This window comes from Mesobacillus sp. ABV4_180 (genome assembly GCF_056158485.1).
On sequence record NZ_JBSWTJ010000001.1, the window covers coordinates 3,179,804 to 3,200,919 of the forward strand.

23 protein-coding genes and 1 pseudogene are annotated in these 21,116 nt (G+C 40.9%); 9 read left to right on the top strand and 15 right to left on the bottom strand.

What is annotated here, in order from left to right:
• Nucleotides 1-5: 5 nt before the first annotated feature.
• Nucleotides 6-1,841 carry a translational GTPase TypA gene (typA, locus tag ACXAEA_RS16335; RefSeq protein ID WP_475096930.1) on the bottom strand — a complete coding sequence of 612 codons (1,836 nt, stop codon included), beginning with the start codon at nucleotides 1,839-1,841 and terminating at the stop codon, nucleotides 6-8.
• A gap of 153 nt (nucleotides 1,842-1,994) precedes the next feature.
• Here typA and ACXAEA_RS16340 point away from each other — a divergent pair, with 153 nt between their 5' ends.
• Nucleotides 1,995-2,180: a YlaF family protein gene (locus ACXAEA_RS16340; protein ID WP_475096931.1), complete on the top strand. Its 186-nt coding sequence runs from the start codon at nucleotides 1,995-1,997 to the stop codon at nucleotides 2,178-2,180.
• Between the two features lie 52 nt (nucleotides 2,181-2,232).
• Here the strand turns inward: ACXAEA_RS16340 and ACXAEA_RS16345 are convergent, their stop codons facing one another.
• The 3 genes from ACXAEA_RS16345 to ACXAEA_RS16355 form a co-directional block, all read right to left on the bottom strand.
• Complete coding sequence (locus ACXAEA_RS16345; protein ID WP_475096932.1) at nucleotides 2,233-2,691, bottom strand: GNAT family N-acetyltransferase; 459 nt, start codon at nucleotides 2,689-2,691, stop codon at nucleotides 2,233-2,235.
• Nucleotides 2,688-3,491 (bottom strand): inositol monophosphatase family protein, encoded by an 804-nt coding sequence (locus ACXAEA_RS16350; protein ID WP_475096933.1) that lies wholly within the window; start codon nucleotides 3,489-3,491, stop codon nucleotides 2,688-2,690. Before ACXAEA_RS16350 ends, ACXAEA_RS16345 begins: the two co-directional genes overlap by 4 nt.
• A 240-nt stretch (nucleotides 3,492-3,731) precedes the next feature.
• Nucleotides 3,732-3,926 (bottom strand): hypothetical protein, encoded by a 195-nt coding sequence (locus tag ACXAEA_RS16355; RefSeq protein WP_475098149.1) that lies wholly within the window; start codon nucleotides 3,924-3,926, stop codon nucleotides 3,732-3,734.
• 169 nt (nucleotides 3,927-4,095) lie between these two features.
• Here ACXAEA_RS16355 and ACXAEA_RS16360 point away from each other — a divergent pair, with 169 nt between their 5' ends.
• The 3 genes and pseudogenes from ACXAEA_RS16360 to ACXAEA_RS16370 form a co-directional block, all read left to right on the top strand.
• Nucleotides 4,096-4,716: a YktB family protein gene (locus ACXAEA_RS16360; RefSeq protein ID WP_475096934.1), complete on the top strand. Its 621-nt coding sequence runs from the start codon at nucleotides 4,096-4,098 to the stop codon at nucleotides 4,714-4,716.
• 118 nt (nucleotides 4,717-4,834) lie between these two features.
• Complete coding sequence (locus ACXAEA_RS16365) at nucleotides 4,835-5,398, top strand: helix-turn-helix domain-containing protein (RefSeq protein WP_475096935.1); 564 nt, start codon at nucleotides 4,835-4,837, stop codon at nucleotides 5,396-5,398.
• Nucleotides 5,359-6,225, top strand: a pseudogene (locus ACXAEA_RS16370) (IS3 family transposase); the annotation flags it as partial. The gene ACXAEA_RS16365 and the pseudogene ACXAEA_RS16370, both read left to right, overlap by 40 nt.
• 66 nt (nucleotides 6,226-6,291) lie before the next feature.
• Here ACXAEA_RS16370 and ACXAEA_RS16375 read toward each other — a convergent pair.
• Together ACXAEA_RS16375 and ACXAEA_RS16380 are read right to left on the bottom strand one after the other, a co-directional pair.
• Nucleotides 6,292-6,579, bottom strand: coding sequence for a UPF0223 family protein (locus tag ACXAEA_RS16375; RefSeq protein WP_475098150.1), 288 nt, complete (start codon nucleotides 6,577-6,579; stop codon nucleotides 6,292-6,294).
• A gap of 109 nt (nucleotides 6,580-6,688) precedes the next feature.
• On the bottom strand, nucleotides 6,689-7,648 hold the full coding sequence (locus tag ACXAEA_RS16380; RefSeq protein ID WP_475096936.1) for an NAD(P)H-dependent flavin oxidoreductase: 960 nt from the start codon (nucleotides 7,646-7,648) through the stop codon (nucleotides 6,689-6,691).
• A 244-nt stretch (nucleotides 7,649-7,892) separates the two neighbouring features.
• Between ACXAEA_RS16380 and ACXAEA_RS16385 the strand changes: the two genes are divergently transcribed.
• On the top strand, nucleotides 7,893-9,362 hold the full coding sequence (locus ACXAEA_RS16385; RefSeq protein ID WP_475096937.1) for an aminotransferase class I/II-fold pyridoxal phosphate-dependent enzyme: 1,470 nt from the start codon (nucleotides 7,893-7,895) through the stop codon (nucleotides 9,360-9,362).
• 40 nt (nucleotides 9,363-9,402) lie between these two features.
• Here the strand turns inward: ACXAEA_RS16385 and ACXAEA_RS16390 are convergent, their stop codons facing one another.
• A complete protein-coding gene (locus ACXAEA_RS16390; protein ID WP_079508283.1) occupies nucleotides 9,403-9,525 on the bottom strand; it encodes a GapA-binding peptide SR1P in 123 nt (40 codons plus the stop codon).
• A 457-nt stretch (nucleotides 9,526-9,982) separates the two neighbouring features.
• Entirely contained in the window at nucleotides 9,983-10,282 is a 300-nt protein-coding gene (locus tag ACXAEA_RS16395; RefSeq protein WP_251478062.1) for a DUF3055 domain-containing protein, read from the bottom strand.
• A 157-nt stretch (nucleotides 10,283-10,439) separates the two neighbouring features.
• Between ACXAEA_RS16395 and ACXAEA_RS16400 the strand changes: the two genes are divergently transcribed.
• A complete protein-coding gene (locus tag ACXAEA_RS16400; RefSeq protein ID WP_475096938.1) occupies nucleotides 10,440-10,874 on the top strand; it encodes a DUF1885 family protein in 435 nt (144 codons plus the stop codon).
• Between the two features lie 17 nt (nucleotides 10,875-10,891).
• On the opposite strand, the gene ACXAEA_RS16405 is transcribed toward ACXAEA_RS16400, so the two are convergent.
• Nucleotides 10,892-11,767 (bottom strand): polysaccharide deacetylase family protein, encoded by an 876-nt coding sequence (locus tag ACXAEA_RS16405; RefSeq protein ID WP_475096939.1) that lies wholly within the window; start codon nucleotides 11,765-11,767, stop codon nucleotides 10,892-10,894.
• A 483-nt stretch (nucleotides 11,768-12,250) separates the two neighbouring features.
• Between ACXAEA_RS16405 and ACXAEA_RS16410 the strand changes: the two genes are divergently transcribed.
• Nucleotides 12,251-12,628, top strand: a complete 378-nt coding sequence (locus ACXAEA_RS16410; protein ID WP_475096940.1) for a small peptidoglycan-associated lipoprotein — start codon at nucleotides 12,251-12,253, stop codon at nucleotides 12,626-12,628.
• A gap of 35 nt (nucleotides 12,629-12,663) precedes the next feature.
• Here the strand turns inward: ACXAEA_RS16410 and lpdA are convergent, their stop codons facing one another.
• The 5 genes from lpdA to ACXAEA_RS16435 all read right to left on the bottom strand — a co-directional run bounded on the left by lpdA (nucleotide 12,664) and on the right by ACXAEA_RS16435 (nucleotide 18,835).
• Complete coding sequence (gene lpdA, locus ACXAEA_RS16415; protein ID WP_475096941.1) at nucleotides 12,664-14,073, bottom strand: dihydrolipoyl dehydrogenase; 1,410 nt, start codon at nucleotides 14,071-14,073, stop codon at nucleotides 12,664-12,666.
• A 3-nt stretch (nucleotides 14,074-14,076) separates the two neighbouring features.
• Nucleotides 14,077-15,447, bottom strand: coding sequence for a dihydrolipoamide acetyltransferase family protein (locus tag ACXAEA_RS16420; RefSeq protein ID WP_475096942.1), 1,371 nt, complete (start codon nucleotides 15,445-15,447; stop codon nucleotides 14,077-14,079).
• 55 nt (nucleotides 15,448-15,502) lie between these two features.
• Nucleotides 15,503-16,480, bottom strand: coding sequence for an alpha-ketoacid dehydrogenase subunit beta (locus ACXAEA_RS16425; protein ID WP_475096943.1), 978 nt, complete (start codon nucleotides 16,478-16,480; stop codon nucleotides 15,503-15,505).
• Between the two features lie 3 nt (nucleotides 16,481-16,483).
• Complete coding sequence (gene pdhA / locus ACXAEA_RS16430) at nucleotides 16,484-17,599, bottom strand: pyruvate dehydrogenase (acetyl-transferring) E1 component subunit alpha (RefSeq protein ID WP_475096944.1); 1,116 nt, start codon at nucleotides 17,597-17,599, stop codon at nucleotides 16,484-16,486.
• A gap of 561 nt (nucleotides 17,600-18,160) precedes the next feature.
• Nucleotides 18,161-18,835, bottom strand: a complete 675-nt coding sequence (locus ACXAEA_RS16435; RefSeq protein WP_475096945.1) for a YkyA family protein — start codon at nucleotides 18,833-18,835, stop codon at nucleotides 18,161-18,163.
• A 253-nt stretch (nucleotides 18,836-19,088) separates the two neighbouring features.
• Here ACXAEA_RS16435 and ACXAEA_RS16440 point away from each other — a divergent pair, with 253 nt between their 5' ends.
• Nucleotides 19,089-19,214, top strand: coding sequence for a YjcZ family sporulation protein (locus ACXAEA_RS16440; RefSeq protein ID WP_475096946.1), 126 nt, complete (start codon nucleotides 19,089-19,091; stop codon nucleotides 19,212-19,214).
• A gap of 127 nt (nucleotides 19,215-19,341) precedes the next feature.
• Nucleotides 19,342-19,896 (top strand): peptide deformylase, encoded by a 555-nt coding sequence (gene def / locus ACXAEA_RS16445; RefSeq protein ID WP_475096948.1) that lies wholly within the window; start codon nucleotides 19,342-19,344, stop codon nucleotides 19,894-19,896.
• A 120-nt stretch (nucleotides 19,897-20,016) separates the two neighbouring features.
• Here def and ACXAEA_RS16450 read toward each other — a convergent pair whose 3' ends face one another.
• A complete protein-coding gene (locus ACXAEA_RS16450) occupies nucleotides 20,017-20,787 on the bottom strand; it encodes a Cof-type HAD-IIB family hydrolase (protein ID WP_475096949.1) in 771 nt (256 codons plus the stop codon).
• Nucleotides 20,788-21,116 lie beyond the last annotated feature (329 nt).

Here is a 21,116-nt window from a genome sequence, read left to right on the forward strand (position 1 = left end):
TATGTTTAAGCTTCAGCAAATTTTTTCTTTTTAGCAAGTCTTTCGCGTTCATTTTTATCAAGGATTTTTTTGCGAAGACGGATTGATTCCGGTGTTACTTCACAGTACTCATCATCATTCAGATATTCTAAAGATTCTTCAAGAGTCATGATTCTCGGCTTCTTGATCACATTTGTCTGATCCTTGTTCGCTGAACGGATATTCGTAGCCTGTTTTACTTTTGTAATATTTACAGTAATGTCGTTTTCACGAGTATGTTCGCCTACAATCATACCCTCATAGATTTCAGTCCCTGGCTCGACAAAGATCGTGCCTCGGTCTTCTACCTGCATAATTCCATAAGTAGACGCTTTTCCAGATTCCATTGATACTAGAACACCCTGGCGGCGTCCGCCAACCTGTCCTTGCAGCATAGGCTGATAGCTGTCGAATGTATGGTTAATGATACCATATCCACGAGTCAATGTTAAAAATTCTGTTGTGTAACCAATAAGTCCGCGTGCCGGCACGTTGAAAATCAATCGAACCTGGCCGCTGCCATTATTGATCATATCAAGCATTTCACCTTTGCGGGCACCAATTGATTCCATTACCGCACCAGTGTTTTCTTCAGGTACATCGATTTGAACACGTTCTACCGGTTCACATCTGACACCGTCAATTTCCTTAACGATTACTTCTGGTTTAGAAACTTGAAGTTCATAACCTTCACGGCGCATGTTTTCAATCAAGATGGATAAGTGCAGCTCACCACGGCCAGATACGATCCATGCGTCTGGTGAATCTGTGTTGTCAACTCTCAAGCTTACATCCGTTTGAAGCTGAGCACGAAGTCTTTCTTCGATTTTTCGTGAAGTCAAATACTTGCCTTCACGGCCTGCAAATGGACTGTTGTTCACAAGGAAAGTCATTTGAAGCGTAGGCTCGTCAATTCTTAATACTGGCAGTGCATCCTGCTGGTCGAAAGGACAAACTGTCTCTCCGACATTGATATCTTCCATACCAGAAACAGCGATTAAATCTCCCGCATAAGCTTCCTGTACTTCCTGGCGCTTCAAGCCAAAGAAGCCAAAGATCTTCGTTACACGGAATTGTTTTACAGAACCGTCCAGCTTCATCAACGCAACCTGTTGGCCAACTTTCATTGTACCGCGGAATACTCGGCCGATACCGATTCTTCCGACATAGTCATTGTAATCAAGAAGCGCAACCTGGAATTGCAATGGCTCTTCACGGTTATCTACCGGAGATGGAATATGTTCGATGATGGACTCATACAATGACTGCATGTTCTCATCCTGCTGTGCTGGATCCAGGCTTGCTGTTCCGTTGATTGCAGATGCATAGACAACAGGGAATTCAAGCTGGTCCTCATCAGCGCCAAGTTCGATGAACAAGTCAAGAACTTCATCCACTACTTCTTGCGGACGTGCAAAATCACGGTCGATCTTATTTACAACCACGATTGGCGTTAATCTCTGTTCCAGCGCTTTTTTCAATACAAAGCGTGTTTGAGGCATGCACCCTTCATATGCATCGACAACAAGCAAAACGCCATCAACCATTTTCATGATACGCTCTACTTCACCGCCAAAGTCAGCGTGACCAGGTGTATCAAGGATGTTAATGCGTGTATCTTTATATGAAATAGCTGTATTCTTCGCAAGAATCGTGATTCCGCGCTCTCTTTCAAGATCGTTGGAATCCATCGCTCTTTCTTCAACATGCTCATTGGTACGGAAAGTACCTGACTGCTTTAAAAGCTGGTCAACCAAAGTCGTTTTACCGTGGTCAACGTGAGCGATGATCGCTATATTTCTAATATCTTCTCTTAATTTCAAAAAAGTCACCCTGCCTTTAATATCGTAATTTATCTATTGGCTTTTTTCACAACCTACATATTATAACATAATAAGGGTAGAAACCTAAAAGCATTTTAATGTACAATTAAAAATATATTATTTTGCACCTTAGTGTCGAATGGAGGAGTCACGATGAAGCAAATAAAATGGCCATTATTATTTTTTGCTTTTGCAGCCGCTTCATGCATGATTGGAATAGGAATTGCTATTGGTGAACGAAGTATTGCAGGGGTCATCGCATGTGTCATCGCACTTGTACTCGTAATGGGATTCGGATTCAAGAAAAAAAAGAAGATGAGGGAAGCTGGGGAGCTTTAACTTCACTATTTTACCAAAGATGATAAAAACCGGCCGAAAAAAATGCAGCCGGTCATACCAACGGGCGAACCATGATTAAAAAGGTTTCGCCCTTATTTTCTTCTGATTTGAATTGTTCAAAACCGCAGGCTGTAAGGAAGTTTGACCATTCGTACTCTTCAATCGGCACTCCTGCAAATAGCACCTTATTTTCTTTGTCCCTTAATTCAGCTGAGAGTGATTCAATAATCGACAAAGCCATTCCCTTTCGCCTTTCAGATGCCTCCACCAGGATTGTTCCAAGCCAAGGTTTTTGGTTGGAAGGAGCATGCTGAACATGAAAAGTAATTGCAACTGGGCTGTTCTCTTTCTCCCAAACTCTCCACTCACCAGGCACTTCTTCATATTGCTCCATATAATCGATTAATCCCTTACCATCCAACTCATACTTTTTCCATTTCGCACTATTGGATATAACGTCCTTAAAAAATTCAAAATCCTCATTTTGAAATCCACGAAAAATCAACTTCACCATTTTCCGTTCTTAAGGTAATTTTTCAATATATCCCCATGCAGACCGGGTTTTGAAACGAAAAGGGAATTTTCTTTAAGCATATCCAAATCTTCTCCCCTTAGGTTCGTGGCTTTTCCGCCAAGCTCTGTGATCATGATGATTCCGGCGGCAATATCCCACGGTGCAAGCCTTGGAGTCAAATAAGCATCGATTCTCCCCGTGGCGACATATACCATTTCCATCGCCGCAGAACCATAGGAACGGGTGCCCCTTACATCCTTTACAAGAGGAATCAGGAGTTGATGATCAATCCTCTTGTTGGGGGCGACCCATGTTGCATTAAGTGCGATAATGGCTTCATTGACCTTGGATTCTTCCAGTTTCGGGATTGATTTCCCATTCAGGTAAACACCTTCACCTTTTATGCAATGATACAATTCATCATGGACAACATCGTATATGAGTCCGATCACACCTTCACCATCAATATAGATTCCTATCGAGATCGCAAAATTCCGCTGTTGATGGATAAAATTCATCGTTCCATCGATTGGGTCAATAATCCAAACAACTCCAGACAAAGCTGTTATTTCGTCACCGTAACCCTCTTCTCCCATAATAAGATGGTCAGGAAAAGTGCTTTTAATCTTTTCGATAAAATACTGCTCTGTACCTTTATCTATATCTGTAACCAAGTCATTGGGGTTAGATTTTGTTGTTACATTCAACGTTTTGGGAAATGATGCCCTGATGTTTTCACCAGCTTCTTTTATCCATTGTTTGGCGTATGTATCAATCTCCTGCACTGTATATTCCATTTGGCGATCCCCCATTTCTCTATTTTTACCAATCAAGCTTATGATATCTATATTAGCTTATCGAAAATGGTGCAATTCCATCAAGTATTAGGATTCCCCTCACTGCCTGTCTAAAATGCAACTGCATATCATTATTATGCCTAACATAAGAAACGAACCCCATAATTCTAATAGGAGTTCGTTAAGCAGCCCGGTTTTTCATTTCAACAATCATTGGTTTCTCATTCTTTCTTCTGTTTTTTACAATGCTTTCAAACGCAATAATTCTTGTCTGATTCTTTCAAGTTTTTGTTTACATTCTTTCATTTTTGGTTTATCTGCATCAGTCATCGCATCAAAAAGTGTTGCCAATTCATAATCCATTTCTAAACGAAGTACAGCCGTCCTTTGCAGTTCGCCGTTTCTTTTTCTTGTCGAATTTATTAGTTGTTTCATCATTTTACACTCCTCTATTATTTTCTTGATTTTTTATTTATTGTATGAATTTTCTGTTATCAGTGGTACAAATATGTGCGTTTACCTAGTTGTAGGTCAATGCCTCTTGCTTCTCATTCAATGAAGTTTTTTGCTACAATATTTGACAAAGTACTAGGAGGTTTTTATATTGTCATTCTCAGGATTCACACAAGCAGATTTCGATGTGTTCAAAATTGATGGTCTCGACGAAAGAATGGAGGCCTTGAAATCCCATATCCGCCCGAAACTGGAAGAACTCGGCCAGCATTTCTCACCTACTCTTTCTGTCCTTACAGGCGATGAAATGCACTATCATGTCGCAAAACACGCCCGGAGAACAATTAATCCTCCTAAGGATACATGGGTTGCGTTCGCCAGCAATCCCCGTGGGTATAAGATGCTTCCACATTTCCAGATTGGGCTGTGGGAAACCCACGTTTTTATCTGGTTTGCTGTTATTTACGAAGCTCCAGAGAAGGAAGCGATCGGAAAAAAACTCGAAAAGAAGATTAATTCCATCTATACAAGGACTCCTAAGGGTTTCTATTGGTCTGGTGATCATATGAAACCAGAAGCCACCTTGCACAGTGAACTTTCAAAGGAAGAACTCCTTTCAATGTTCGAACGCCTTCAAACTGTTAAAAAAGCAGAAATTCTTTGCGGTTTGAACATACCTCGCGAGGAAGCCATCAAGTTAAGCAGTGAAGAAATGCTTTCTAAAATTGAGTTTGTATTTAAAGAAATATTACCCCTATACAAATTGGCATAAACCTTGAAATGAGTAGGCAAGTGCCCAATTTCGACAAGCGCTGGACAAAAAGAAAGAGCCCATTTTTGTACTGCACCCCAAAAGTTAGAGTGAAATCTAACCTTTGGGGTGCATTTTTATGGTCAAATATAGTGAAGGCTTTAAGTTAAAGTTAGTTAAAGAATATCAAGCTGGGAAATTGGGTTATGACCTTTTGGCTAAAAAGTATAGTATGAAGAGCAGTACACCAATTAAAAGATGGGTAAAATCGTATGAGAAATTCGGAGAGAAAGGATTAAGAAGAAAGATGAGGAAAGTAACTTATTCTGTTCAATTCAAGCTGGAAGTATTAAGCTTTATGAAAAGAACAGGTTCTTCAGTTACTGAAACAGCCCTTGAATTTGGTTTAAACAATCCCTCTTTGTTAGGTTCATGGAAGAAGGCTTTTCTTGAGGGTGGCGCTGAAGCCCTGGATAGACCGAAAGGAAGGCCATCCATGTCTGATAAAGCTAATAACAATAAAGGTAAAAAGATTGAAGAAAAAGAAATGACATATGAACAAAAATTGGAACGGGAAAACGAGCTTCTTCGTTTGGAGGTAGAGTACTTAAAAAAGTTGCGAGCTTTTCAGATGGATCCGGAAGACTATCTCGAAAAGCACAAGCAGCGTTATCATTCGAACTCAAAGAAACCTTCAAACTAAAAGATGTTTTACAGGTAGTTGGCATTCCTGAATCCTCGTACCACTATCATATAAAAATGATGAAGAGGACCAATCCGGACCATCAGTTGGAGGAAGTTATTCAATCCATTTTCGAAGAAAATGACCGAAATTACGGTTATCGACGCATCACATTAAACTTGAAAAATAGTGGGCGCAAAGTGAATCATAAAAAGGTCAAACGCATCATGGATAAGCTTGGGCTCAAATGTGAGAAGTACAGTCGAAAATCACGAAAGTATAGTTCCTATAAAGGAAAAATTGGCACCATTGCCAAAAACCGAATCAATCGTCGTTTTTACACAAATGTTTGTCATCAAAAATTAACCACAGATATTACAGAATTCAAGTGTTCAAACCATGTAAAACTATATCTGAATCCAATTATGGACATGTTCAATGGGGAAATTCTTTCGTATGGGATCAGTATGCGTCCAACCTTAGAATTAGCACTTAAACCTTTAGAAGAAGCTCTCGAGATTGTAAAAGATTCAAAGTACAGGACTACTGTTCATTCAGATCAAGGCTGGCATTATCAACATAATCAATGGGTAAAAACACTCAAGAAAAACAAGGTGTTTCAGAGTATGTCACGAAAAGGAAACTGTATAGATAATTCCCCGATGGAGAACTTTTTCGGGTTACTGAAACAGGAAATGTATTATGGGGAACCACTGTGCTCCTTTGATGAACTAAAAAAGAGGATTGAAGATTATATCAATTATTATAATAACAAGCGTATAAAGCAAAAATTGGCAGGCATGAGCCCGGTTAAATACCGAATCCATACCAGCCAATTAGCTGCTTAATTTAAAACTCTAACTTTAAGGGGTCAGCTCATTTGCATGGGCTCTTTACTTATATTAAAAGGATTCCTATTTTTTTCGCTGCGGCTGTACCTTTATCTTTGCACCTGAAGCTGTTTCTTTTATTGCTTTTACAGCCTGATATGAAACGTAACCGCTCACTTCTTCAAACTCGTTGAAAATGGTTTTTTCCTGTGCCTTTCCTGGTACGATTTCTTTAAAGCGTCGGTAAGCGACAAGCAAAACTTCGCGGTCGATTCCTTTTTCATACGCTTTTTCGATGCATTCAAAGAAATGGATTACATCGACGATTTCATCAGTTGACCATGTATAGTCTATTGGATATTGATATTCCATCATTTCACCTGCTTCATATGCTTTGCCCTCTCTGTTGACATAGGGACATTTCACAACTTGTTGAAAAAGATTTTACAGGTATTCATTAAGGAGTGCAAGGATCTAAAACCTAACTGGACCACCTGCTTCTAATTTCCTCTGCATCACTGATCATTCTCTCAAATAACTCGCCTACAGTTGGCGTATCTTGAATCAGCCCCATCACCTGCCCGGCCCAGCCAAATCCGTTTACATCATCCCCATCATAAATATACTTCCGATTGGCGGTTCCGCTGATCAGCTCTTTCAAATCTTCATAACCGCCCCCGTTTTTTTCAATCTCCAGAATTTTTTCAGTCAATGTATTTGCAACAGCCCTTGCCGGCATCCCTAGTGTTCTTTTAATAACGGTTGTGTCATTCTCTGTCCCGTTTACCAGCCTTTGCTTATAAGATTCATTAGCATGTACACATTCCTGTGTCGCAATGAATCTTGTTCCCATTTCGATGCCCTGGGCTCCGAGGCTTAATGCGGCCATCAAACCCCTGCCGTCACCAATTCCTCCGGATGCAATTACCGGGATATTCACTGCGTCCACGACTGTTGGGATCAACACCATCGTTCCTGTATCACTTTTTCCCAAATGCCCCCCGCCCTCCTGCCCAACAACCATGACAGCGTCCGCTCCAAGTTCTTCAGCTTTTTCCGCCTGCCTTTTGGCTGCTACAAGCACCAGTTTTTTTATATCTGTGCCTTTTAGCTGGTCAAATATTGGAGCTGGATTCCCTCCTGTCATTGAAATAACAGGTACATTTTCTTCGATCGCTACTTCCAAAAAGTGAGAAAAAGGCCTTCCATGCTGGCCAATCGCAAAATTAACTCCGAAGGGCTTGTCAGTCAATCGCCTTACTTTATGAATTTCATTCCTCAGTGCCTCTGGGTCAGTTAATGACATCGCAGTAACTTGACCAAGCCCTCCTGCATTCGAAACAGCAGCAGCCAAATCAGAATATGCAAGGTAGGCCAGTCCTCCCTGGATGATTGGATATTTTATCGCCAAAAGTCTGGTTACATCTGTTTCCCAATTCATGCTCTCTCTCCTTCGCTTTTGTGATTCTTATTACTTCTATTTCTATGACATTAATTCCTGTTTTTCCTGCAGGTGTGTCCTCCAGGCCGGTGAGTAAAAATTAATATGTATACCACTCGGATATTTCTTTGCAAAGGGTGTGATTAGTGCTATAATGCTTGTGTTTTATTTTTTTAAAATAACCAACAATAATCATAACCTATAAACAAACAAATCTTATACATTAAAGAGGTGTGATCTTCAATTGTCACAATACGAAACACCATTATTTACAAGCCTTCTGGAACACGCTAAAAAGAATCCAATCCAGTTCCACATTCCCGGCCACAAAAAAGGCAGCGGGATTGATCCTGAATTTCGTAATTTCATTGGGGATAACGCTTTATCCATTGACCTGATCAACATCGGGCCATTGGATGATCTGCATTCACCTAAAGGCATCATAAAACAGGCACAGCAGTTGGCTGCAGAAGCATTTGGTGCAGACCACACTTTCTTCTCAGTACAGGGAACAAGTGGAGCAATCATGACTATGATCATGACCGTATGCGGTCCTGGGGATAAGATCATTGTTCCAAGAAACGTTCATAAATCGATTATGTCGGCCATCGTATTTTCCGGGGCGATTCCAATCTTCATCCATCCGGAAATCGATAAGAATTTAGGTATTTCCCACGGGATTTCTACTGATTCTGTAGAGAAAGCACTTGAGCAGCATCCAGATGCAAAAGGGTTGCTAGTCATTAATCCGACGTATTTTGGGTTTGCTGCGGATTTAAAGAAGATTGTCGATATTGCCCACTCCTACAATGTTCCAGTACTCGTCGATGAAGCCCATGGTGTTCATATCCATTTCCATGATGAACTTCCGCTTTCGGCTATGCAGGCTGGAGCTGACATGGCTGCAACAAGTGTTCATAAGTTAGGCGGATCAATGACACAAAGCTCGATCCTGAATGTAAAAGAAGGTTTGGTTTCGCCTAAGCGTGTTCAATCAATCATCAGCATGCTTACGACTACATCCACTTCTTACCTCCTTCTGGCATCACTGGATACCGCAAGAAGAAGACTCGCAATAGAAGGAAGAGAGATCATTGATCGAACGATAAAATTGGCACAGTGGATCCGCAATGAGGTAAATGCGATCGAGCATCTTTATTGCCCGGGTGAAGACCTGCTAGGAACTAATGCTACGTTTGATTTTGACCCTACCAAGGTCTTGATCAGCATTAAAGACCTTAACATTACAGGTTATGAAGTAGAAAAGTGGCTGCGTGAGAAATACAATATCGAAGTCGAACTTTCCGATTTATATAATATTCTGTGTATCATTACACCTGGTGATACGGAAAATGAAGCCAGGATTCTTGTAGAAGCCCTTCGTGAGCTTTCGAAGGAATTCCATGACAATGCTGAAAAGGTCCATGCTGAAGTGATGCTTCCTGATATTCCATTATTGGCACTTACTCCAAGGGATGCGTTCTACGCTGATACAGAGATTGTACCATTTGAGGAATCAGAAGGCAGGATCATTGCAGAGTTCGTCATGGTCTATCCACCAGGGATCCCAATCTTCATCCCAGGGGAAATCATTACTGAAGAAAACCTTATCTATATTAAAACCAATATGGAAGCCGGACTTCCTGTACAGGGACCAGAGGATGATGAAATCAAATCCTTCCGGGTGATTAAAGAGCATAAAGCGATTCGCTAAAAAAAATTAGGGCATGCAGCGCATGCCCTTTTATCTATTCTTATCTTTCTTCTGCACCTTCATGGTCGCAGCAGTTGCATTTTTTTGAATATAACACAGTTACTTTTTCATCTTCGAAATGGTCAATTGTAGAATTGCAAGTTTGACAAACGATTGTACCCATCTTTTCAAACCCCTTTTCGTTTTGATTTTAATTTTGTAAGCGCTTTATCATTTCTAATTATATAATAATATAACACTATTATATTTTCAAGCCTAAATCGTATAACACTTTTAAATTTTAAATGGTTATTTTCGTTATACAAAATCAAAATATATGCTTCAATATCGATTAGTATGACACTTTGGTTTAATCAAAGATAAAACGCCGTGACTAAGATTAGGCTTATTAAAGAAAATGACTGTGTTAAATTAGACTGTTGATTTCCGTTCCATGCGCTTCGCTTCCCGCGGGGCTGGCGCTAAGCCCGCAGGACATTGATTGTGCTTCCTCGAACCTTCACACGCACGCTGGAAATGCGTTAGCATTTTCGGAGGAGTCTGCGCGCCTTCCACTTAACATCCAGCTTTAACACAGCCAAAAAAATAAAAACAGGCCTCTTTGGCCTGCTCTAACCTGCTTATTCATATTGTGTCTGGAAAGGGGCCGTTGGCAGTTCTTCATTGAAAAATAATGCAAGATCCTCAGCCTGTCGTACTTCTGTGATATGGAAAGCCCTTTGCAAAAACTCTACATCTTCAATATCCTTTGGGTCGAGGAGTGCTGAACGCCCAGTCTGCATGCAAACGACGAGCGGTTTTCCGAAAAACATATTTGTATACACGATCCCAAAGTCATATCGAGTGTCATAAGTAGTAAACCCCACAAATCTGACCTGAACCTTTTCGTGCTCATCATAAAGCTTTTCGAATAGTTCCATATGCCTCCTCCTTTAAATTAAATATTTAGAATATTATTATAATTAATTTATGCTAAAAAGGCAACTCATATGAAGCTAAAAAGCTTTTATTCTATTGTCAACGCTTTTTCAGGAGTGATAAAATGATGGTGAATAGATAGGAAAAGGGGATTGGACGATGTCTAGTAACGCATATATAAAACTTGTTCCATCATCATCTCAGCAAGCCATTTCCACCGCAGATCTGCAGGAATTATTTAATTATTACAAGCAAATTACCGCTAAAACTGGCGACCAGGTAGACTGGAATTATGAAGATTCCGCATTTCCATACGAATTAAAGGAAAAAGAAGAAGCCAAAGGCATATGGTTTTATCTTCAATCCTCACAGGATCGCTACAATGCAATTTTAATTGGAGTGGACAAAGAAACAATTTCCGAGGAAGACGGCACGGAACGCGAACAAACATACATACAAATTACACTGCCCCCAACAGCCACTGCCGGCGATAAGGGCAAAGCAAATGAATTCAGTAAATTCATCGCAAAAAAACTGCAGGGAGAACTGCATTTATTCAATGGCAGGGTCATGTATTTTAATCCTAGAAAGTAATGAAAAAGGAACGGCCGCTATTGAGCGGCCGTTCCTTTATTTGCTGGTGTTTCAATTAAGTGTGGGTCAACAATTTTGTAGCCCTTGTTTTGCAGGCCTTTCACGATGTCACCAAGTGCGGCGCTTGTCCACTCCCTGTCATGCATAAGCAGATTAGCTCCGTTACGAAGCAATGGGGTATTCACCATTATTTCTGTCAAGGCTTCCTTTGATTGATAATTTTTCTCCCAGTCATAGCCATATGTCCAATTCATGATCAGCATCTTTTCTTCAGCGGCAAGCTTCTTGCTGTAATCAGTATTCATCCCGAATGGAGCTCTGAAGAACTGAGGACGTTCGCCTATCAACTTTTCAATCCTGTCATTTAGCCCGATGATTTCCTGTCGCTGTTCTTCTTCTGTCAAATCCCTTAAAGATCTATGGCTCAATGTATGATTTCCGATGGGGAATCCCATTTCATGGATTTGCTTAAGCACTTCTCCCTCCTCAGGAGTATCGATGAAGTGTCCATTGACGAAAAAGATTGCTTTAACATTCAATTCCTTCAAAGTTTTGGCCATTTCCAGCGCATTTTTATCAGGAGCATCGTCAATCGTCAACAACACCACTTTTTCTTCAGGATTTGCAATATTCTGGACTGAAAAATCTTCATTTATTTTATACCGAGGTGCTTGTACAACTACTTCACTCTCAGGTTCAGCAGTTTCAACTGTGGTATCTTCTTCAGTTGCTTCAGGTGCTTCATTTCCTTCTTTCTCTACTTTTTCACTTTCTTCCTTCTGCAAACTGGAATCACTCTTATGAACTTCAGCTTTCTCTTTTTCTACAGGCGCTCCACAGCCCCCTATGAAAATCAATGTAGCTGCCATTAATAACGTTTTCTTCAAACCCATTCCCTCCTGCTGGCAATACCATGCTGTCAATTGATTAAAGACATAGTCAAATGAAATGAAGCATAAACGGAAAGACTTATGACTGTAATAAAAAATGTTTTTCTCGCTGATTTCGTTATGTAATTGCCAATTATGATTGCGAGATAAAAAAATACCAAGAACATAATTACATTATATATGGGATGATCATGCTTGGACAGCCATTCTATAAAGGTATATCCGCTCCATATAATCAGTTGCAGCAAGACGACTGTATACACCTTCAAACTCCTCCACCACCATGTCTAAAATATTTCATTCCCCCGTAAAAGAATATTAAACATTTAGAGGTTTTATTTTAGTATATGTCCGAGCCGGAAGGATATTTTTCAATTATGTAACATTTCAATAACATTCCATGTTTATGGAAATTGCTATGATAGAATATGGACAAACAGTCACCAAATGTGACGAAGAATCCGAAAAAAAGTGAGGCAAAGATAAATGAAAGGCTTATCTTTTGTTTTTGTCGCAACGTTCCTTTTCCTGACGGCTTCTTGTAACCCAGTCAACGATTCAGATGTTCTGATACTCAATGAAGAGCTTAAGCAAGTGGTATTCTTCTCCGATGAAGAAAACTACAAACATGAAGCTTCCTATTACGATGCAATAATCGAATTAAAAAAACAGTATCCAGATGAAATCGGCAATATGGTAGTCATCCCGGCTTCAAATGCAAAAAAATATTATAACCTGTTCGAAGTGGAACAATTCCCAGCCCTTCTCGTTGTTCATCAAGACGAGGTAATTGCGAATGTAAATGGAACTGTCACGAAAGATCAAATCATTGAACCACTTACAGCCGTGCTAAATGATGAATAAAAAAATCCTTTCCAGATGGAAAGGATTTTTTTATATTATTTAATGATATGGATCGGGCTGCCGATTGCTACTTCTGCAGCTTCCATCGTGATTTCACCCAGAGTTGGGTGAGCATGGATTGTCATAGCCAGGTCTTCAGCAGTCATTCCTGCTTCAATTGCAAGACCAAGTTCTGCAATCATATCAGATGCATTCGGACCAGCGATTTGGGCACCAATCACAATACCATCTTCTTTGCGAGTAACGAGCTTCAGGAAGCCGTCTGTCTGGTTTAATGACAGCGCACGGCCGTTTGCCGCGAATGGGAATTTAGACGCAACGATGTCTAATCCTTCGTCTTTAGCCTGCTTTTCAGAGTATCCTACAGATGCTAATTCTGGGTCTGAGAATACGACAGCCGGGATCGCAAGGTAGTCAATTTCAGCTGGGTGTCCAGCAATTGCTTCTGCCGCGATTTTCCCTTCGTAGGAAGCTTTGTGTGCAAGTGGCGGTCCTTCAACGACATCACCGATCGCATAGATATTGCCAACACTTGTACGGCATTGCTTATCGATTTTGATGACACCACGGTCACTCATCTCGATTCCTACTTGCTCAAGACCAAGCTCGTCAGTGTTCGGCCTTCTGCCTACCATGACGAATACGTAATCTGCTTCGATTTTTTGCTCTTCACCGTTTGCTTCATACGTAACTGTTACACCAGAGTCAGTTTCGTCGACACCTTTAGCAAGTGCCTTTGTGATGATTTCTGCTCCCTTTTTCTTAAGGTTGCGTTTTACCAGAGCAGACATCTGCTTTTCGAAACCATTAAGGATTTCATCAGCACCTTCGAGAATTGTTACCTTTGTGCCAAAGCTTGCATATGCCCCACCAAGCTCCGTTCCGATATAGCCGCCGCCAATGACCACAATGCTCTTTGGAAGCTCCTGAAGATTAAGCGCTCCAGTAGAATCAAGCACACGCTTTGTATATTTGAAAGCAGGAATTTCAATTGGACGAGATCCAGTAGCAATGATTGCATTTTTGAACGTGTATGTTTGAGCGGAATTCTCATCCATAACACGGATTGTGTTAGCATCGACAAAATATGCTTCACCGCTTACAATGTCAATCTTATTGCCTTTCAAAAGTCCTTCAACGCCGCCTGTCAACTTCTTAACTACACCAGCTTTGAATTCCTGAACCTTTGAGAAATCAAGCGTCACATTTTCAGCTTTAATTCCCATGTCTTCAGAATGCAATGCATTTTCGTATCTGTGACCTGCAGAAATCAAAGCTTTAGATGGAATGCAGCCTACATTAAGGCAGACTCCGCCAAGTGTAGCTTTTTCTACGATCGTTACTTTTTGGCCCAGCTGGGCAGCACGAATGGCTGCCACGTATCCGCCAGGTCCGGCACCGATGACAAGAGTATCAGTTTCGATTGGAAAATCTCCTACTACCATTTATTAACCCTCCATTAACAATAGTTCTGGATCGTTCAATAGGCGTTTGATGTGGTTCAATGCATGCTGAGCAGTTGCGCCGTCGATCATGCGGTGATCGAAGCTTAATGATAGCGCTAGTACAGGTGCAGCAACAATTTCCCCGTCCTTAACTACTGGTTTTTCTGCGATACGGCCAATTCCAAGGATTGCAACCTCAGGATGGTTGATTACCGGTGTAAACCATTGTCCGCCTGCAGATCCGATATTCGTGATTGTGCAAGAAGCACCTTTCATTTCATCTGGAGCAAGCTTGCCGTCACGAGCTTTTCCTGCAAGTTCATTGATTTCGTTAGAAATAGAGAATACAGACTTGCGGTCAGCATCTTTAACGACAGGAACAAGCAAGCCCTTATCAGTGTCAGCTGCAATACCAATGTTGTAATAGTGCTTGTGAATGATTTCGCTCGTTGCATCATCAAGAGATGTATTCAACGCTGGGTATTCACGCAATGCACTTGTTAATGCTTTTACCACATAAGGAAGGAATGTAAGCTTGATTCCTTTTTCTGCTGCTACTTCCTTGAACTTCTTGCGGTGAGCGACAAGCTTTGTTACATCCACTTCGTCCATTAACGTTACGTGTGGAGCTGTATGCTTTGAATTAACCATTGACTTAGCAATCGCTTTTCTGATTCCACTCATTTTTTCGCGTGTTTCAGGGTATTCGCCTTGCGGGATTGGCTTTGCAGACGCTGCCTTAGGCGCTTCTTCTGTTGGTGCAGCCTGTTGGGCTTCTGCCTGTGGAGCAGCCGCTGCCGGAGCACCGCCGCTCAAGAAGCTGTCAATATCTTCCTTGCCGATTCGGCCATTCTTTCCTGAACCAGGAACCTGTCGGATATCCACACCTTTTTCACGTGCGTATTTGCGGACAGAAGGCATTGCCACGATTCGGCGGTTTGGATCAACATCCGCCTGAGGAGCTGCTGCTGCGCCAGCACCAGTTTCAGCTGCAGGAGCAGGAACCTCTGCTGCTTCTTTCTTGATATCCTGTCCAGCTTCTAATGTAGATTGGACCTGAGCTTCCGTTTTTTCTTGTTTAGGCTGTTCTGCAGGTGTTTCTTCCTCGTCACCTTTGAACTTTAGATCTTCGTAGCCAGGTGCATCGAATGTTACAAGAACCTGTCCAACAGTAGCAACTGTTCCTTCTTCTACTAATACTTCTTCTACGGTACCAGCAACTGGTGAAGGAATTTCAACTACTGCTTTATCATTTTGAACTTCACATAGCACATCGTCTTCCTGGACTTTATCGCCAGGCTTTACGAACCACTTGACAATTTCACCTTCGTGAATGCCTTCACCGATATCTGGCAGTTTAAATTGGAATGCCAATGGAATTCACCCTCCTAATTTTGTCGAACCTATTTTCACAGAACGTCAGTTTGTTTTAGAATGTTAGAACTTTCTTGGCTGTTTCAATAACATCTTTATAGTTTGGCAGCCATACAGTCTCTGCCTGAGAGAACGCGAATACTGTATCTGGAGCAGCAACTCGCAATACAGGCGCTTCAAGGCTCAGGATTGCGCGGTCATTGATTTCTGCAACAACATGCGCAGCAATACCAGATTGCTTTTGAGCTTCCTGGACAACGATAGCTCTTCCAGTTTTCTCAACTGAAGCAATGATTGTTTCAATATCAAGAGGCATAATTGTTCTTAAGTCGATTACTTCAACAGAGTGCCCTTCTTTTTCAAGCTCCTCTGCTGCCTTTAGGGATTCATGAACCATTGCACCGTAAGTAATAATTGAAAGGTCTTTACCTTCTCGCTTTACATCTGCTTTTCCAAGTGGAATTGTGTACTCTTCTTCAGGAACTTCCTGACGGAAAGAACGGTATAGCTTCATATGCTCAAGGAAAATAACCGGATCATTGTCACGGATTGATGAAATCAATAATCCTTTTGCATCATATGGAGTTGAAGGAATGACAATTTTAAGACCAGGCTGCTGGGCAACCATACCCTCAAGGCTGTCAGCGTGCATTTCTGGCGTATGTACGCCGCCGCCAAATGGTGAGCGGATTGTAACAGGAGAGCTGTAACGGCCGCCTGAACGGTAGCGCATACGAGCCATTTGGCCTGCAACAGAGTCCATTACTTCGAATACGAAACCAAAGAATTGAATTTCAGGAACTGGACGGTAACCTTGAAGTGCAAGACCGATCGCAAGGCCTCCGATTCCAGACTCTGCCAGTGGAGTATCGAATACTCGATCTTCTCCGAATTCAGTTTGAAGTCCTTCAGTTGCACGGAATACACCGCCGTTTACTCCTACATCTTCCCCAAATACAAGTACATTAGGATCGTTGCGGAGTTCTGTACGCAACGCATCTGTAATTGCTTGAATCATTGTCATTTGAGCCATGGCTTACTTCGACTCCTTCTCTTTATATATTTCATACTGTTCTTGTAAGTGATTTGGCATTTCTTCATACATGATTGAAATCAGGTCAGTAACCTTTTGCTTAGGAGTATTATCAGCTTCTTTGATAGCTTCTTTAATATCTTCCTTAGCCTTTTCAATTGTTTCGTTTTCAAGCTCTTCGTTCCAAATGTTTTTCTTTTCAAGGAACTTACGGAAACGAACTAGTGGATCTTTCTTTTCCCACTCGTTATCAAGGTCAGCTGTACGGTAGCGAGTTGGGTCGTCACCAGCCATTGTATGTGGGCCATAACGGTAAGTCATTGTCTCGATCAATGTAGGACCTTCACCGTTGATTGCGCGTTTACGTGCATCAAGTGTTGCCGCGTATACTGCAAGTGGATCCATTCCGTCTACCTGGATTCCAGGAATACCAGCTGCGACAGCTTTTTGAGCGATGGTTTTCGCTGCAGATTGCTTTTCAACAGGTGTTGAAATAGCAAAACGGTTATTTTGGACAAAGAAAATTGCTGGAGCTTTATATGCACCTGCAAAGTTGATTCCTTCATAGAAATCCCCTTGTGATGCACCGCCGTCACCAGTATAAGTTACAGCTACAGCCTTTGCGCCACGCTTCTTCATTCCAAGAGCTACACCAGCAGCCTGAATATATTGAGCGCCGATGATGATTTGTGGTGAAATTACATTTACTCCTTCAGGAATCTGATTTCCTTTGAAGTGTCCGCGAGAGAACAAGAATGCCTGTGCAAGCGGAAGTCCGTGCCAGATCATTTGTGGAACATCACGGTATCCAGGAAGGATAAAGTCTTCTTTTTCAAGCGCGAATTGAGACGCAAGCTGTGACGCTTCCTGTCCTGCAGTAGGAGCGTAGAAGCCCAGGCGTCCTTGACGGTTTAGGGAAATAGAACGCTGGTCAAGGATCCTTGTGTATACCATGCGCTTCATTAATTCTTGTAATTGCTCATCCGAAAGCTCAGGCATTGCTGCTTCATTAACAACTTCGCCCTCTTCGTTTAAAATCTGGAACATTTCAAATTGGCTTGCAACATTCTCGAGCTGCTTCACTGCATCAAAAGTGTTGTTTTTTGTTTTAGATGCCATCAGAGCCACCTCTTCCTTTCTTACTTCATAGATTTTTAATTGAATATACAGAAATAGGATACCCAAAATCAGGATAAACTTCCCCGGATTCTAAATACAACTTAGAGCAGTATTGTACCTTTTATTTTCTGGCTGGACCACAAACTTACTTCACATTGAATTCTGGAACAAAATCCAGAGCTCAGCTGATTGTGCACACACCATTCTATAGTTTTCCACAGATTCACTATAAAAAAACTATTATTTATCCAATTCATCAGCATAACAGCTGTATCAATGAAAAATAAAAATAAAGTAATACAATCAACTCATTCGATTTTTAGTTTACATCAGGAATATAAGTCCGTCAAATACTTAGTTTTATCTTTTTTGATTTTATTCACTATTAATATGTTGTAATCTATGAAGCGCAACTGTATTACTAAAATTTTATTACTGTACTATAATAAAATACTTTGAATTCAATCTGTATTAGTAAAACCGTTTTCAGGTTTCAGGATCCTGCTTGACAATAATAAAACAAAAAAAGCCGCATTATTAAAAGCGGCTTTCGCAATGGTTTTACTTTTCATTATCCGTGCTGACTTCTATTCCAGCCTTTTTATAAAAGGCCATTTTTTCTTGATTGTACTGATCCGTTTTATCATTGAATTCCTGGTTATTTTTCAGCACAGTTTCATAAACCTGATTGACTTTATTGATTTGTTCTTCTAGTTTCTCGAAACTTAATTCCTTGTCCTTTAGCATTTCATATAGTTGCTTGTCATATTGCAGGCCTTGTTTATAGTTTTTGTATAACTCACCATGGATTTCATATCTTTCTGCCATTGTAGCCTTAAGTTCTGTTGCCTGCTTCTTCAAAGCCGGATCTTCAATTTCTTCCATGATCTTGGCGACATTTTCAAATTCTTTTTTCGACTCATCTATGCTCTTTTTTTCCTTGTCAATATGCTCTGCTCGCTGATCGGCGATTTTAAGTGCATCATCTGCCAGTTTAACGATTTGGTCGTATTCCTTCATTCCAAGAGAGATGATTTTTTCATATATTTCCTTTTCTTGTTTTTCCAATTCGACAAGAGGGTCTTGCTGGTCCTCAAACTCTTTCTCGATGGACACTACTTTTTCAAGCTGTTCAAACATTTTTTCCTCGGGCGATTGCTTGTCCAGACACCCAGCTAGACTAAAAACTCCAGCCATCAGAATAATGGCTAAACTTATTTTTTTGATTGTGGACAAAATAATAACCTCCTCATAGATACCAATTTTACTATAGCGATTGCGACGGGATTTGACAATAGATATGAAATTTTGCAAGGTCCTTTGTTCTTGAAGGGAAGTAATAACTGCTTGTCCTTGCCCTAAATATATTCCATTACATTGTAGTTTATGCTAGGCGCAAGCCTACACTTTTTATTGGCAGACGCATAGGCTATAGCAATCGACCCATTTTTTGTTAGGGCGAAAAATGAAATAGAGGGGGTTTCCTTATATGTACGGATATGGATATGGATGCGGTTATCCGGTTGCTGGAGCAGGGTATGGCAGAGGATTTGCTTTAATTGTCGTGTTGTTCATTCTTCTGATCATCGTAGGCTGTGCCTGCATGAAATTCTAAAGAAGCAAGAGAGGGTGTTCAGTTGCACCTTCTCTCTTTTTTATAGGCTTTCATTGCAAACTTTCTTGTTAACTTTTTGTTGTTCATTTGATAGACTTAACATTATTACATACCAGAGGTGAAGTTTATGTTGACGATGGATGATATCGTACGTGATGGACATCCTGTTCTCCGCCAGGTTGCGGCAGAAGTGCCTATGCCTCCTACACAGGATGATATGGCCGTTTTGGAAAGTATACTTGAATACGTAAAAAACAGCCAGGATCCTGACATTGCCCAAAGACATGGACTTCGTCCCGGAATCGGTCTTGCTGCTCCCCAGATAAATGTTTCCAAACGGATGATTGCCGTCCATGTTACCGATGAAAAAGAAAACCTGATCAGCTATGCCCTGTTCAATCCAAAGATTGTCAGCCATTCAGTTGAACGTTCTTACCTTCATACCGGGGAAGGCTGTCTTTCAGTTGATGAATCAATTCCTGGATATGTTCCTCGATATGCCAGAGTAACAGTAAAAGGGGTGGACCTTGAAGGAAAAGATGTTAAAATCCGTTTAAAAGGCCTGCCAGCTATTGTTTTCCAGCATGAGATCGATCATCTTAACGGAATCATGTTTTATGACCATATCAATAAACAAGACCCTTTTGCAGAGATACCTGATGCTGCACCAGTTGAAAGATAAAGCCGAATCGAAAAATCGATTCGGCTTTTTTCAATAGATAAGAAAGTATAAAATTCCACTAAGAGAATTGTCCAGCTTCAGCGCTTGTCGGGGCTGAACAAGGAGCTTTCGCTATTCTTGTTAAATCAATTTCAGCTGTTTCAATCCATGCCAAATTCCGTCATCATCAACATCCCTTGTCACCATATTAGCATGTTCCTTTAATTCAGGAACCGCATTCCCCATGGCAACGCCAGTGCCGACTGATTTCAGCATTTCAAAATCATTCAGGCCATCACCGAACGCATATACATCCTCAGGCTTGAAGCCTAGCCTCTCAATCATCTTTTTTATTCCCTCTGCCTTCGATCCGCCTGCTGGAAGGATATCGACTGAATAGGGATGCCATCTTATGAAGGTGAATTCTGGATAAGATTCTCGGTAGTATGCTTCTTCCCCTTCTTCACAGAACAAAAGCGTTTGATAGAGGTCACGTTCAATATAAAAACGGTCGTCAAGTTCGGGATGCGCGAACTTTAAACCTCCCAGGCTTGTTTCAATATATTCATGGTGCTTAACGGATGATTTCATCGTCATATGGTTCATAAAAACGACAGGATGCCCTTTTTCAGCAGCTCTGCAATAAAGCTCTTCTATCTTCGCATTATTCAGGGGGTTTTGATAAATTGGCTCCCCTTCAAAGACCACATACTGGCCATTAAAGCTGACAAACGAATCAATGTCCAGCTCTTTTCTTAAGCTTTCGAACATAAAAGGTGCCCTGCCTGTTGCAATTGCTACGAAAACCCCATTTTCTTTCAATGCAGAGATTGCCTCTTTTGCGGAGGACGGCAGATTTTTATCATGGTCAAGCAATGTACCATCGATATCAAAAAATACGATTTTACTCATGGTTTACTCCTTTGCTGCTTCTACTTGAAGTATTGTATTTCCTTTTACAAATATTATGTAATCACGGTAGTCTACCAAATTCTTTTGTGCATGTACACCAAAACGAAACGATGAACTATGGCAAAACCATGACAATTTCGGTCATTCCAACATTACCCATGAAAAAATTTTCTATTTCATCATATAATATAAACAAAAAGATAGTTTTTGAAAAATAATCTCACCTAAACTTTTCCTTGTTTACTTTACTTTGGACAAGGATAGTTTAAAATAAGAAATAAGGAGATGATCCACTATGTTAAAGAAGCTACGGAAAAAGCTCTTAAAAC